At 73.1% G+C, this 14,124-nt stretch carries 10 protein-coding genes; 1 reads left to right on the top strand and 9 read right to left on the bottom strand.

Translation table 11 applies throughout. The features are described from left to right. Window positions 1-135 precede the first annotated feature (135 nt). The gene (locus tag ACH4U8_RS30825; RefSeq protein ID WP_395781603.1) at window positions 136-3,876 is read left to right on the top strand and encodes an SCO7613 C-terminal domain-containing membrane protein; all 3,741 of its coding nucleotides are present in this window, start codon (window positions 136-138) and stop codon (window positions 3,874-3,876) included. Window positions 3,877-3,894: 18 nt separating this feature from the next. Here the strand turns inward: ACH4U8_RS30825 and ACH4U8_RS30820 are convergent, their stop codons facing one another. The 9 genes from ACH4U8_RS30820 to carA form a co-directional block, all read right to left on the bottom strand. After that, window positions 3,895-4,953 (bottom strand): TIGR03617 family F420-dependent LLM class oxidoreductase, encoded by a 1,059-nt coding sequence (locus tag ACH4U8_RS30820; RefSeq protein WP_360323170.1) that lies wholly within the window; start codon window positions 4,951-4,953, stop codon window positions 3,895-3,897. A gap of 220 nt (window positions 4,954-5,173) precedes the next feature. Next, window positions 5,174-5,437 carry a DNA-directed RNA polymerase subunit omega gene (gene rpoZ, locus ACH4U8_RS30815; protein ID WP_020551792.1) on the bottom strand — a complete coding sequence of 88 codons (264 nt, stop codon included), beginning with the start codon at window positions 5,435-5,437 and terminating at the stop codon, window positions 5,174-5,176. A 78-nt stretch (window positions 5,438-5,515) separates the two neighbouring features. After that, complete coding sequence (gmk, locus tag ACH4U8_RS30810) at window positions 5,516-6,118, bottom strand: guanylate kinase (RefSeq protein ID WP_379989963.1); 603 nt, start codon at window positions 6,116-6,118, stop codon at window positions 5,516-5,518. Continuing rightward, window positions 6,102-6,425 carry an integration host factor, actinobacterial type gene (gene mihF / locus ACH4U8_RS30805; protein WP_026218483.1) on the bottom strand — a complete coding sequence of 108 codons (324 nt, stop codon included), beginning with the start codon at window positions 6,423-6,425 and terminating at the stop codon, window positions 6,102-6,104. The genes gmk and mihF overlap by 17 nt, the downstream gene beginning before the upstream one ends. Before the next feature lie 524 nt (window positions 6,426-6,949). Beyond that, a complete protein-coding gene (pyrF, locus tag ACH4U8_RS30800; RefSeq protein ID WP_360323173.1) occupies window positions 6,950-7,645 on the bottom strand; it encodes an orotidine-5'-phosphate decarboxylase in 696 nt (231 codons plus the stop codon). A 156-nt stretch (window positions 7,646-7,801) separates the two neighbouring features. Then, window positions 7,802-8,827, bottom strand: a complete 1,026-nt coding sequence (locus tag ACH4U8_RS30795; protein WP_360323175.1) for a dihydroorotate dehydrogenase — start codon at window positions 8,825-8,827, stop codon at window positions 7,802-7,804. Beyond that, entirely contained in the window at window positions 8,827-9,678 is an 852-nt protein-coding gene (locus ACH4U8_RS30790; RefSeq protein ID WP_360323177.1) for a dihydroorotate dehydrogenase electron transfer subunit, read from the bottom strand. The genes ACH4U8_RS30795 and ACH4U8_RS30790 overlap by 1 nt, the downstream gene beginning before the upstream one ends. Before the next feature lie 8 nt (window positions 9,679-9,686). Then, window positions 9,687-12,998 carry a carbamoyl-phosphate synthase large subunit gene (gene carB / locus ACH4U8_RS30785; RefSeq protein ID WP_360323179.1) on the bottom strand — a complete coding sequence of 1,104 codons (3,312 nt, stop codon included), beginning with the start codon at window positions 12,996-12,998 and terminating at the stop codon, window positions 9,687-9,689. Further along, window positions 12,991-14,124, bottom strand: a complete 1,134-nt coding sequence (gene carA, locus ACH4U8_RS30780; RefSeq protein WP_360323211.1) for a glutamine-hydrolyzing carbamoyl-phosphate synthase small subunit — start codon at window positions 14,122-14,124, stop codon at window positions 12,991-12,993. The genes carB and carA overlap by 8 nt, the downstream gene beginning before the upstream one ends.

The raw sequence follows: 14,124 nt of genomic DNA, 5'->3' as shown, positions 1-14,124 counted from the left end.
CTCGGACGGCTCGATCACGTGTCGGCCGGGCCGGCGGCCGGAAGTCGACCGGGACCTGAGTACGAGTACGGATGTCGCGCCCGGGCGGCGCTGCCAGCATCGGAGGCCGGGAGTCCATCGGGGGAGATGACGTCGATGTCGAACGAGCGGCTGCTGGACGACGCCACGCGGTGTCCGGGCTGTGCGCAACAACTCCGGATGCCGCGCACCGAGCGCTGCCCCGTGTGCGCGATCAAACTGACCGGGCCGGCTGCGGATCAACTGTGGCAGCTCGGTGTGTCGGCGGCGCAACTGCTGCGCCGGCGCGAGCACCTGCTCCAGCGCATGCGGGCCGAGGCGCAGCAGTGGCTCAGCCGCCCGTCCGTGCCGGCCGCGACGCCGCCGGTCCGCACGCCGACCCCACCCGCGGCGCCGACGCCGGTGCCGCCGACCCCGGCCGCTCCCGCCCGCCCGGCGGCCGATCGGGTTCGGGAGTCGGCCGAGGTCGGGCGGCGCCGGGTGGCCCGGATCGTGCTGGGCGCGGGCGTGCTGCTCGTGGTGCTGGCCGCGGTGGTGTTCGTCGCGGTCACCTGGAATCGCACCGGCACCGGCGGCCGGGCCCTGGTGATGGCGCTCGCGCTGGTGCTGGCCGCGACCGGGACCACGCTCGCCGAGCGGCGCGAACTGCCCGCCACCGCCGAGGCGATGGCCGCCCTGACCGTGGCCATGGGCCTGCTCGACGGCTACGCGGCCTGGGCCGCCGACCTGGCCGGCGTGCGCGACGCGAGCGCGCTGCCGGTCGCGGCGGTCACCCTGCTCGCGGTCGGCGGCGCGGCGGCGCTGGGCTCGATGGTGGCGCCGTTGCGCGCGTTGCGGATCTCGGCGGCGCTGTTGCTCCAGGGTCCGTTGCCGCTGCTGATCGCCTGGTTCGGGGTGGGCCGCGCGTCGCTGTTGCCGCTCGCGATCGGGCTCGGCCTGCAGGCGGCTGCGGACGTCGTACTGCTGCGCCGGGTCTACGCCGAGGCCGCGCGGGGCCTGCGGATCGTCGCCGAGGTCGGCGTGCTCTGCTACTGGCTGACCGCGGTCGCGCTGACCTTCGCCGAGGGCGCGAGCGGCGCGTCGGCGGGCACCATGCTCGGGCTCGCCGCGATCGCCGGCGGGATCGCGTTCGTGCTGCGCCGGGCGCCCGTCGTGCGGCACCTGGCGTCGGCGAGTGCGATGGCCGGCTCGCTCGCGGCCGCGGCCCTGCTGCTCGCCACCCGGCCCTCGGGCGAGGATTCGGAGCTGCCGATCGCGTGGACGGGCGTCGCGCTGCTGGTCGTGGTCCTGGTCGCGATGGCGCCGCTGTTCGTGGTGCCGCGCGACTTCCGGGCCGGGCCGCTCGCGGTGCTCGTACCGCTGACGGTGGCGCCCGCGTTCTGGGTGCTCGCGGCGCCGGCGGTGGCGCTGGGCGGTCCGCTGTCCTGGCCGCGCCGGGCGTGGCAGCTCGGCTCGGCCGACGCCGGCAGCCGGAGCGCGATCATGCCGACCGATACCTGGGACTTCGGCCTGGCGCCGCTGGTACTGCTGCCGGCGGCGGCGCTGGTCGCGCTGACCGCCGGCACCCTGCTGCGCGGCCGGCCCGGGCGGACACCGGTCCTGGTGACCGGCGCGATCGTCGTCGAGGGCTTGCTCGTGGTCGGGCCGCCGGCCCTGGATCTGCCGCTGTGGGCGGCGCTGGGCTGGCATCTGGCGGCGGCAGTCGGCTGGGGTTGCGCCTGGCGGATCCGGCCGCTGTTGCCCCTGGTCGGGCTTGCCCACGGCGCTCTGGCCCTGGTGTGGGCGACGGCGCATCCGCTCACGTCGATCGTGGTGTGGGCGGTGGTCGCCGCCGGCCTCACGATCACCGCCGTCCTGTCGCCGGGACGCCGCAGCGCCGAGCCGAGCCCGGCACCTGCGGCGGGCGGTGATCACGTATCGACACAAAGCACTGCCAATCCCACCGGGCCGACCGCCTCGTCGGCGCAACGGGACACCACGACCGCAGGCGGTACGCCGGGCACCGGCGACGTCACGCCCCATGTGTCGCCCGCCACCGAAACCGACGGCGACATCAACGCCGACGGCGACGACGCCGACCCGTACGCCCCGGCCGGCGACGGCCCGACCGACGCCCCGAAGCCGCCCGCCCCGTTCCCCGTCCGTCCCCTGGTCCGGCCGCTCGCAGCCGCCTTCGCCCTCGCGCTCGCCGGCGTCGACGCGGCGATGACCGCGGCGCACGCGGGTGCCTCGACGGCGTTCGTCGCGCTCGCCCCGACCCTGCTCTTCGCGCTGGTCACCCTGATCGCCCTGACCCTGCGCCCCACCGCCCCGACGACCCGCGCCCTGACCCTGGTCGGCGGCGCCGGCTGGGTGATCGGCACCCTGGCCGCCTCCCGCGCCCCGGGCCACCTCGCCGCGGCCCTCGCCGCAGGACTCGCGGTAAGCGTGGTCGGCGCCCTCCGCGACCTGCCCGGCACCCGGCCGGCCTGGGCCGGGGCAGCCGCCCTGAGCTGGGTCGGCGCGATCACGGCCGGCACGCACGCCCTCGGCGCGGATCGGCCCGACACCGTGCTCGCCGCCGTGCTCGCCGCCGCCCTGCTGTTCCCGCTCGCCCTCGGCTGCGCCCGCCGGCCCGGCCTGGCCCCGACCCTCGAAGGCACCGCGGGCGCGGCCCTGGTCGGCGCCCTGCTGATCGGTCGGGAGACCTCGCCGGTCGCGTTCGCGATCGCGGCGGCGGCCACCCTGTGCGGCGCGGTGTTCGGCCGCACGTGGCTGCGACCGGGATGGGCGCCCGCGACGGCGGTCCTGTCGTACGCCACCACGGCGGCCACGCTCTACCGGCTCGACGTCGGCGGGCCCGGCCAGGCGGTGGCCGGCGCGTGCGCGGCGGTGATCCTGCTGGTGGTCGCCACGTACCTGCACGATCTGCCGATGGCCGCGATCACGATCGAGGGGATCGCCGTGTTCGCGGCGGCCGTCTCGATCGCCGAGTCCGGCGGCCTGCTCCCGGTGGCCCTCGCCGTGGTCACCGCCAGCACGCTGCACAGCGCGCTGCGCGGGCGCGGCGAGGCTCGTCCGCTCTGGGCTCCCGCCACCGTCCTGTTGTGCACCGCGACGGTGCCGGCCACGCTGCATCGCCTCGACGCGACGAACGCGGTGAGCGTCCTGGCGGCGGTGGGCACGGCCGCCCTCCTGTACATCGCCGTCGCCCGGCTCCCCCGCCCCGATCCGGCGGCCACGCTCGCCGCCGCGGTCGGCCTGCTCGCCGCGGGTATCGCCACCGTCGCCGCGGCTCCCGAGCAGAGCTGGCTCGCCCTGGCCGGGGCCGGCCTCGCCGCGGCGACCACCCCGGCCGGTCCGCTGCGCACACCCGCCCGACGTGCCGCGCTGCCGCTGCTGTTCGCCGCCTACTGGCTGCGTCTGGCGCTGTTCGACGTCACCCACCCCGAGGCGTACACGGTCCCGCTCGGCCTCGCCCTGCTGGCCGAGGGCCTGCTGCGCCGGCGGGCCCGTCCGGAGACCAACTCGTGGGCGGCGTACGGCGGGTCGCTCGCGCTGTTGCTGCTGCCCTCGTTGCCGCTCGCGATGGGCCAGACCGAGCCGATCCGGCCGAGCCTGCTGGGCGCGGCGGCGATCGCCACGCTCCTGGTCGGCGCCCGCTTCCGACTCCAGGCGCCGCTGTTCCTGGGCGCGGCGGTGCTGGCCGCGGTCGGGCTGGTGCACCTGGCGCCGCACCTGGCGCCGGTCTACGACGCGGTGCCGCGCTGGGCGATCCTGGGCACGGCGGGCCTGCTCCTGATCGTGATCGGCGCCGGCTACGAACGCCGCCTGCGCGACCTCAAGCGCCTGCGCCGCGCGGTGGGACGACTGGGCTAGAGGGACCCGCCGCCCGCCTCAGGTGAGCGCCCGCAGCTCGTCCAGCACCTCGGACACGCACGCCGGGTCGGCCCGGTAGGGCAGGTAGAACCCGAGGCGGTCGGCGACCCCGTGGGCGCGTGCGGCCAATTGGGCCGCGACGTCCTTGGGTTCGCCGATCGCCACCACCCGGCCGAGCAGCGTGTCGTCGATCGCGTGCGGGATGTCCGGCCAGCGGCCGGCCCGGATCAGCGCGTGCAACTCGGCCTGCAACGGCCCGTAGCCCTCCACGTCGAGCACCGGCCGGTAGGCGGGCGTGGAGGCGTAGAACGCGACCATCGCCCTGGCCCCCTTCAGCGCGGCCCGCATCTCCTCCTCGGTCCGCCCGGCGGCGACGATCACGTCGAGCATCACCGAGAACTCGTCCCGGCCGCGCTCGGACAGCACCAGGCCGTCGTCGACCGCGTCGGTGACCGGGCCGCGCACGAAGAGGTCGGTGTTGAGCGGGTGGACCAGCAGGCCGTCCGCGTGTTCGGCGACCATGGTGATCATCCGCCGGCCCACCCCGCCCGCGAGCAGCGGCGGCAGCCCGTACGGATTGGGTCCCGGTCGCAACGTCGGCGGCATCAGCGTGAGGTCGAAGAACTCGCCGTGGAAGTCCAGCGGCGTCTCCCGCTGCCAGCAGGTGAGCACCGCGCGCACCGCGCGCAGCGTCTCGGCCATCCGGGCCACCGGGCGCGACCACTTGGCGCCGTACCGGCGTTCGATGTGTGCCTGGATCTGGGTGCCCAGGCCGAGCCGGAACCGGCCCTGCGAGGCCAGGTGCAGGTCGTACGCGGTGTGCGCGAGGTGGGTCGGGCTGCGCGGGAAGGCCACCGCGATGTTGGTCATGATGTCCACCCCCGCCGCGGCGGCCGGCACCAGCGGCAGGAACACGTCGGTGGGGCCCTCGAAGGTGAACACCCCGTCGAAGCCCGCCTCGGCCAGTTCCCGGGCCCGGTCGCCGGCGCGGCTCAGCGGCGCGTCCAGCAACGTGTCCACCGGCAGCACCCGCCGGCCCGCCTTCGGCGCGTCCGCGCCGCTCTCGATCCGGTCCACCTCGTCGCCCCACCCTCCGGATCACCCGCACGTCGCGCGCGGGTCGCCGCTCAGAGGTACGCCATCCGCGCCGAAGGGTCAAGGCACCGGCGGGACACGTCGGGTACGGGGCGACCCGCGTGGAACGCGCGAAGGGCCCGACGGAACACCGTCGGGCCCAACACGTCGAACAGTTCAGCGATACAGCGCAGATACGGCGCCGTCGAGTCGCGTGACTCGCTCAGCCCTCGATGGGCTCGGCGGTCAGCATGCCCGAGTTGATCTCGCGCAGCGCGATCGACAGCGGCTTCTCGTGCACGTGCGTGTCCACGAGCGGACCCACGTATTCCAGCAGGCCCTCGCCGAGCTGCGAGTAGTAGGCGTTGATCTGCCGAGCACGCTTCGCCGCGTAGATGACGAGGCTGTACTTGGAGTCGGTCGCCTCCAGGAGCTCGTCGATGGGCGGGTTGATGATGCCCTCGGGTGCGGTGGAAGAAGCTGACAAGGCGGGGGCCCTTCGAAAAGCTGTGAAAGCTGTGGGTGAAAGTCGGGCTGCCTGTCGGCTATCGGGCAGCCCGGACGATCAAGATACGTTCATCAAGGCTAGCAGTTCGCGTACGACGTCTTCGACGGACGTGTTGACCAGCGTCATGTCGAATTCGGATTCCGCGGCCAACTCGACCTTCGCGGCGGCCAGGCGCCGCTCGATGACCTCGGGGGATTCGGTCCCCCGGCCCACCAGACGGCGGACCAATTCGTCCCACGAGGGCGGGGCGAGGAACACCAGGCGTGCCTCGGGCATCGCCTGTCGTACCTGCCGAGCGCCCTGCAGGTCGATTTCGAGCAGGGTGGGAACGTCGGCGTCAAGCCGTTCGAGCACGGGCAGTCGCGGGGTCCCATATCGGTTCCCGGCGAATTCGGCCCATTCGAGCAGTTCATCCGAGGCGACCAGTTTGTCGAACTGATCGCCGTCGGTGAAGTGGTACTCCACACCGTCGGTCTCCCCTGGACGGGGCTTACGTGTGGTCGCGGACACAGACAGCCAAACCTCGGGGTGACGGCGGCGCAGGTCAGCGACCACCGTGCTCTTGCCGACCCCGGAGGGGCCGGAGAGCACGGTGAGTCGACGGGTGCCGTGCACGGTACGGGGATCGTTGCCGGCGCCCGCGTCAGGACGCGGAGCCACCGAATTCCCGTTCGAGTGCTGCGATCTGGTTCGTGCCGAGACCGCGGACGCGCCGGGTCTCGGAGATGTTCAGCTTCTCCATGAGCTGCTTGGCGCGCACCTTGCCGACGCCGGGGAGGGACTCCAGGAGGGCCGATACCTTCATCTTGCCCACGACCGGATTGTCCTTGCCCTCCTTGATGACGTCGCTGAGCGAAGCACCGGAGTTCTTGAGCCGGTTCTTCACCTCGGCGCGCTCCCGCCGAGCCGCAGCGGCTTTAGCGAGCGCATCCGCGCGTTCTTCGGGGGTCAGGGGTGGGAGAGCCACGCCGTGTCACCTCGGACTTCGTTGCGATCCTCAAGGCCGCCCGGCTCGGACGGCCACCAACAAACAGTGGAACCTAGCTGGTCAGAGCGTTCGCGGCAACGCGCGACACTCCACCGGGCCGGCTCACGAGGGAGCCTAGTCGGCGAATCGGTCCGCGTCGCCCGAATCGATCGGAAAAGCCCGGCTACCTGCGGCAAAACCCGAACCTGACGGAGCGTCGGACGACTTCGGGGCGGTCCGCGGGTGCGTCCGCGCCTCCACACCCCCTCCCGGCGCTCTTGCGCCCGGTGGCCCGACCGCCCCGCCCGTGCCCGACGACCTGCCCGGTCGAGCCCGCCGATCCACCCGGCAGGGCCGTCACGGCGGCCCGGGACGGCCCCCGGGGCGCCCGCCGGCCCCACTCGGCCTCCCGTGGGCCCGCCCGGGGCCGCCGGGCTCCACACGGACGCCACAGCGGCATCCGCGCGCCGCCCGATGTTCGCGTGGCGTGCGTCGCAGCGGTCCGCACCGGCAGGCGCGGCGCGCTAGCGCGCCGCCAGACCCGCGCCGATCTCGCGGGCCGCCTCGCCCACGTCCGCCGCGCCGGTGATCGGCCGCCCGATCACCAGCAGGTCCGCGCCGTCGGCCAACGCCTGCTCGGGCGTGGCCACCCGGCTCTGGTCGCCGAGCGCCGCGCCCGCCGGCCGCACCCCCGGGGTGATCAGCACGATGCCCGGGCCCACCTCGGCGCGCACCGCCGCGACCTCACGCGGCGAACACACGATCGCGCGCGCCCCGGCCGCGACCGCGAGCCCGGCCAGCCGTCGGGCCGCCTCGATCGAGGGCCCCGCCAGACCGATCGCCGCCAAGTCCTCCTCGGCCATCGAGGTCAGCACCGTCACCGCGACGATGTTCACCTCCGGCGCCGCATCCGCCGCCGCGCGGATCATCGCGCTGCCGCCGCTCGCGTGCACGGTCAGATACGTCGGCGCCAGCCGCGCGACCGAACGCACCGCACCGGCCACCGTGTTCGGGATGTCGTGCAGCTTCAGGTCCAGGAACACATCCCGCCCGCCGCTGGCCTCGCGCGCGCCCGAGACCGCGTCCGCGCCGTCCCGCAGGAACACCTCCAGGCCGACCTTGACCGTGCTCACGTGCGGGCCCACGGCCTTGGCCCACGCGATCGCGCGGTCCAGGTCCGGGGCGTCCAGGGCCACCGCCACGGGTGCGAGGTTGCTCATCGAAATCCCACTCTCGTCGCCATCGAAAATTCGTACCCGTCCCCGCCCGAGTTCCCGCCCACGCCGCCGTTCGAGCCCCGTCCGAGCCCCGCCGGACACGGCGATGCCGGCACGAACCCCGTCCGTACCGGCATCACCCTCGTCCACCGAATCCGCTCAGCGGTGCGCGTACCCGATCGCCGCCTCCAGCGAACCGAAGCCCCGGGCGATCAGCGCCGCGCGCAACTCGTCCAGGATCCGCACCGGCGCCGACGGGTCGTTGAAGATCACCGTGCCCACCGAGACCGCCGCCGCGCCCGCGAGGATGAACTCCAGCGCGTCCAGGCCGGTCCGGATGCCGCCCATGCCGACGATCGGCACCTGCGCCATCTGCCCGTCCAGCATCGCCGCGTGCACCTGGTAGACGCAGCGCACCGCGACCGGCCGGACCGCCGGGCCGGAGAGCCCGCCGGTGACGCCGGCCAGGACCGGCTTCATCGTGTCGGTGTCGATCACCATGCCGAGCAGCGTGTTGATCATCGACAGGCCGTCCGCGCCCGCCTCCACGCACGCCCGGGCGATGTCCACGATCGACGTCACGTCCGGCGACAGCTTGGCCAGCACCGGCACCAGCGGGTCGGTCGCGTCGCGGACCGCGCGGATCACGTCGTAGGACGTGGCCGGGTTGCAGGCGAACACCTGGCCCCGGTTGGCCACGTTCGGACACGAGATGTTGGCCTCGATGCCGACCACGCCGGGCGCGCCCTTGAGCCGCTCGGCCAGCGCCACGAAGTCGTCCACGTGGCCGCCCGCGATGGACACGATGGTGCGTCCGCCGCGCGCCGCGAGCCAGGGCAGGTCGCGCTCGACGAAGGCGTCGATGCCCGGGCCCTGGAGGCCGATCGAGTTGAGCATCCCGGACGGCGTCTCGGCCATCCGCGGGGTGGCCCGACCCGAACGCGGGTACGGCATGATCGTTTTGGTGACCACCGCACCGATCGCGGCCGGCTCGAAGAACTTGGCCAATTCCTTGCCGTAGCCGGCGCAGCCCGAGGCCGTGGTCACCGGATTCGGCAGCAGCGTCGAGCCGAGCCGGGTGGCCAGGTCGATGCCGCCGCCGGGCAGCATGATCGTGGACGGCGGCGGCTCGTCGAAGTCGTCCGCGTCGTCGTTGTCGGCGAAACCGCCGTACGCGTCGGTCATCAGTGCGCTCCCATCGCCGCTGCGCCCTCGATGTCCGCCGGAATCGTACCGACGTCGTCCCAGCGCACCTTGGTGCCGTCGAAGCACGGGCCGTCCACACACGAGCGGACGAACCGGCTGACCCCGTCGTCGCCGACCACCGGGAGCACGCATGTCATGCATACCCCGACGCCGCACGCCATCGATTCCTCGACCGCGGTGAACACGCGCGCCTCGTGCGCGTCCGCCAGCTCGGTGACCGCGCGCAGCATGCCCATCGGCCCGCACGCGTAGACCACGCCGGCCTGTACGGCGGTGAGCACCTCGGGCAGCGGTCCGGTGACGAAGCCGCGCACGCCCTCGGAGCCGTCGTCGGTGGTGACCACGACGTCCTCGGTGATCGCCCGCGCCTGGTCCACGCCGTACAACCGGGCGGCGGTCGCCGCGCCGAGCACGAAGGCGACCGAGCCGCCCTCGGCCACGATCCGCTCGGCGAGCGCGAACATCGGCGCGCTGCCGTAGCCGCCGGCCACCATCACCGCGCTGACCGGCTCGGCCGGCAGCGGGAACGGCGTGCCCAGCGGCGCGACCACGTTCACGCTGTCGCCGACCCGCAGCCGGGCCAACTCACGGGTGCCGCGGCCGGCCTCGGCGAAGACCACGTCGATCGTCTCCGCGGCCGGGTCGGCGCGGTGGATGGAGAACGCGCGGCGCAGCAACATCGCCGAGTCCACGCCGCCGATCGCCACGGCGACGAAGTGACCGGGTTCGACGCGGGCGGCGATCCCGGGGGCGCGCAGCACCATGCGGTGGTACGCGCCCGCGGGTTCGCGGCCGACGATCTCCGCCTGCACCTGCAGGGGAAGTGCCATCGGTGTCGTCAGCCCTTTCGGTGGGACGTGATGTGGTCGGCGTGCTCCTGGAGCGAGCGCACCCCGATGTCGCCGGCGATCAGCGACTGGATGCCCTGCACCGCCGCGGCGAAGCCCTGCACCGTGGTGATGCACGGGACGCCCCGGGTGACCGCCGCGGTGCGGATCTCGTAGCCGTCGAGGCGGCCGCCGGTGCCGAACGGGGTGTTGACGATCAGCTCGACGCCGCCGTCGTGGATCATCCGCACGATCGTCGGCTCGCCCTGCGGCCCGGCGCCCTCGCTGTGCTTGCGCACCACGGTGGCGGGCACGCCGTTGCGGCGCAGCACCTCGGCGGTGCCCTCGGTGGCCAGGATCTCGAAGCCCATGTCGTGCATGGCCTTGACCGGGAACACCATCGAGCGCTTGTCCCGGTTGGCGAAGGAGACGAACGCGCGGCCCTTGAGCGGCAGCGAACCGTAGGCGCCGGCCTGGGACTTGGCGTACGCGGTGCCGAACACCGCGTCGATGCCCATCACCTCGCCGGTGGAGCGCATCTCCGGGCTGAGCACGGTGTCCACGCCGCGGCCCTTGGTGTCGCGGAAGCGGTTCCAGGGCAGGACCGCCTCCTTGACCGCGATCGGCGCGTCCATCGGCAGCGTGCCGCCGTCGCCCTCGGCCGGGAGCAGGCCCTCGGCGCGCAGTTCGGCGATCGTGGCGCCGAGCGAGACGCGGGCGGCGGCCTTGGCCAGCGGCACCGCGGTCGCCTTGGACACGAACGGCACGGTGCGCGAGGCGCGCGGGTTGGCCTCCAGGACGTAGAGGATGTCGCCGGAGAGCGCGAACTGGATGTTGATCAGTCCGCGGACGCCCACGCCCTGGGCGATGCCCAGCGTGGCCGCGCGCAGCCGCTTGATGTCGTGTGCGCCGAGGGTGATCGGCGGGAGCGCGCAGGCCGAGTCGCCGGAGTGGATGCCGGCTTCCTCGATGTGCTCCATCACGCCGCCGAGGTAGAGGTCCTCGCCGTCGTAGAGCGCGTCCACGTCGATCTCGATCGCGTCGTCGAGGAAGCGGTCGACCAGCACCGGGTGGTCGCTGACCAGGCCGGCGTTCTGTTCGAGGTAGGTGGCCAGGGAGGGCTCGTCGTAGACGATCTCCATGCCGCGCCCGCCGAGCACGTACGAGGGCCGCACCAGCACCGGGTAGCCGATCTCGGCGGCGATCGCGCTGGCCTCGCCGAAGGAGAACGCGGTGCCGTGCTTGGGCGCGAGCAGGCCGGCCTCGGCCAGCACCCGGCCGAACGCGCCGCGCTCCTCGGCGAGGTGGATCGCCTCGGGCGAGGTGCCCGCGATCGGCACGCCCGCGTCCTTGAGCTTTTGCGCCAGCCCCAGCGGGGTCTGCCCGCCGAGCTGCACCAGGACCCCGGCAACCGGTCCGGCCTGGGTCTCGGCGTGCACGATCTCCAGCACGTCCTCCAGGGTGAGCGGCTCGAAGTAGAGCCGGTCGGAGGTGTCGTAGTCGGTGGAGACGGTCTCCGGGTTGCAGTTGACCATCACGGTCTCGTAGCCGGCGTCGTGCAGCGCGAACGCGGCGTGCACGCACGAGTAGTCGAACTCGATGCCCTGCCCGATCCGGTTCGGCCCGGAGCCCAGGATGATCACGGCCGGCTTGGTGCGCGGCGCGACCTCGGTCTCCTCGTCGTAGGACGAGTAGTGGTACGGGGTGCGCGCGGCGAACTCGGCGGCGCAGGTGTCCACGGTCTTGTAGACCGGACGCACGCCCAGTGCCTGGCGCACCTCGCGCACGACCTCCTCGCGCATGCCGCGGATCGCCGCGATCTGCAGGTCGGAGAGGCCGTGCCGCTTGGCCAGGCGCAGCACCTCGGGGGTCAGCTCGGCCGCGTCGCGGACCTCGCCGGCGATCTCGTGGATCAGGTACATCTGGTCCAGGAACCACGGGTCGATCCCGGTGGCCTCGAACAGTTCCTCGGGCGTGGCGCCCGCGCGGATGGCGTCCATGACCACGTTGATCCGGCCGTCGGTGGGCTTCTCGGCCGTGCTCAGCAGTTCGTCCTTGGCGCCGACCTCGGAGACGAAGTCGAACTGCGAGCCCTTCTTCTCCAGCGAGCGCAGCGCCTTGTTCAGCGCCTCGGTGAAGTTGCGGCCGATCGCCATCGCCTCGCCGACCGACTTCATCGTGGTGGTGAGGCGGTCGTCGGCGGCCGGGAACTTCTCGAAGGCGAAGCGCGGGACCTTGACCACGACGTAGTCGAGCGAGGGCTCGAAGCTGGCCGGGGTCTCCTTGGTGATGTCGTTGGGGATCTCGTCCAGCGTGTAGCCGATGGCGAGCCGCGCGGCGATCTTGGCGATCGGGAAGCCGGTCGCCTTGGAGGCCAGCGCCGAGGAGCGGGAGACGCGCGGGTTCATCTCGATCACGATCACCCGGCCGTCCTCGGGGTTGATCGCGAACTGGATGTTGCAGCCGCCGGTGTCCACGCCGACCTCGCGGATCACCGCGATGCCGACGTCGCGCAGGATCTGGTACTCGCGGTCGGTCAGCGTCATCGCGGGCGCCACGGTGATCGAGTCGCCGGTGTGCACGCCCATCGGGTCGAAGTTCTCGATCGAGCAGACGACCACGACGTTGTCGTGCTTGTCGCGCATCAGCTCGAGTTCGTATTCCTTCCAGCCGAGGATGGACTCCTCCAGGAGCACCTCGGTGGTCGGCGACAGGGTCAGGCCCTGGCCGGCGATCCGGCGCAGGTCCTCCTCGTCGTGCGCGAAGCCGGAGCCGGCGCCGCCCATCGTGAAGGAGGGGCGGACCACGACCGGGTAGCCGCCGAGCGTCTCGACGCCGCCGAGCACGTCCTCCATCGAGTGGCAGATCACCGAGCGGGCCGACTCGCCGTGCCCGATCTTCTCCCGCACCCGCTCGACCACGCCCTTGAACAGGTCGCGGTCCTCGCCCTTTTGGATCGAGTCGAGGTTGGCGCCGATCAGCTCGACGTTGTACTTCTCCAGCACGCCGTTCTCGCTGAGCGAGACCGCGATGTTGAGCGCGGTCTGCCCGCCCAGGGTGGGCAGCAGCGCGTCGGGGCGCTCCTTGGCGATGATCTTCTCGACGAAGTCGGGGGTGATCGGCTCGACGTAGGTGGCGTCGGCGATCTCCGGGTCGGTCATGATCGTGGCCGGGTTGGAGTTGACCAGGATCACCCGCAGGCCCTCGGCCTTGAGGATCCGGCACGCCTGGGTGCCGGAGTAGTCGAACTCGGCGGCCTGGCCGATGACGATCGGGCCCGAGCCGACGACCAGGACGGACTTCAGGTCGCTGCGCTTAGGCACTCTTGGTCTCCATCAGCGTCACGAAACGGTCGAACAGGTAGGCGGAATCGTGCGGTCCGGCCGCCGCTTCCGGGTGGTACTGCACGCTGAACGCGGGTCGGTCCAGCAGCCGCAGGCCCTCGACGACGTCGTCGTTGAGGCACACGTGGCTGACCTCGGCGCGCCCGTAGGGGGTGTCCGAGACGGTGTCCAGCGGCGCGTCCACGGCGAAGCCGTGGTTGTGCGCGGTGACCTCGACCTTGCCGGTCGTGCGGTCCTGCACGGGCTGGTTGATGCCGCGGTGGCCGTACTTGAGCTTGTAGGTGCCGAAGCCCAGCGCGCGCCCGAGCAACTGGTTGCCGAAGCAGATTCCGAAGAACGGGGTGCCCTGGTCCAGCACGGCGCGCAGCAGCTCGATCTGGTGGGTCGCGGTGGCCGGGTCGCCGGGGCCGTTGGAGAAGAACACGCCGTCGGGGGCGACGGCGTTGATCTGCTCCAGCGTGGCGGTCGCGGGCAGCACGTGCACCTCGATGCCGCGCTCGGCCATCCGGTGCGGGGTCATGCCCTTGATGCCCAGGTCCAGCGCCGCGACGGTGAAGCGCTTGGCGCCGATCGCGGGGACCACGTAGGCGGCGTCGGTGCTGACCTGCTCGGCGAGGTCGGCGCCGGCCATCTCGGGGCTGGTGCGCACCCGCTCCAGCAGCGCGGCCTCGTCCTGTCGGGCGGCGTCGCCGGAGAAGATGCCGACCCGCATCGCGCCGCGCTCGCGCAGGTGCCGGGTCAGCGCGCGGGTGTCGATGCCGCTGATCCCGACCACGCCGTAGCGCACCAGTTCGTCGTCGAGCGAGCGGCGCGAGCGGTGGTTGGAGGGCACTCGGGCGGGGTCGCGGACGACGTAGCCGGAGACCCAGATCCGGGAGGATTCGGGGTCTTCGTCGTTGACGCCGGTGTTGCCGACGTGCGGGGCCGTCATCACGACGACCTGGCGGTGGTACGAGGGGTCGGTCAGGGTCTCCTGGTAGCCCGACATGCCGGTGGAGAACACCGCCTCGCCGAACGTCTCCCCCACCGCGCCGTAGGCGCTGCCGCGGAACGTGCGCCCGTCCTCGAGGACGAGCACCGCAGGCGTCGTGGCCCGTCCGGTCAT

This window comes from Embleya sp. NPDC020886 (assembly GCF_044333915.1).
Lineage (GTDB): Bacteria > Actinomycetota > Actinomycetes > Streptomycetales > Streptomycetaceae > Embleya.
This window is presented reverse-complemented; position numbering and strand designations above follow the sequence as displayed.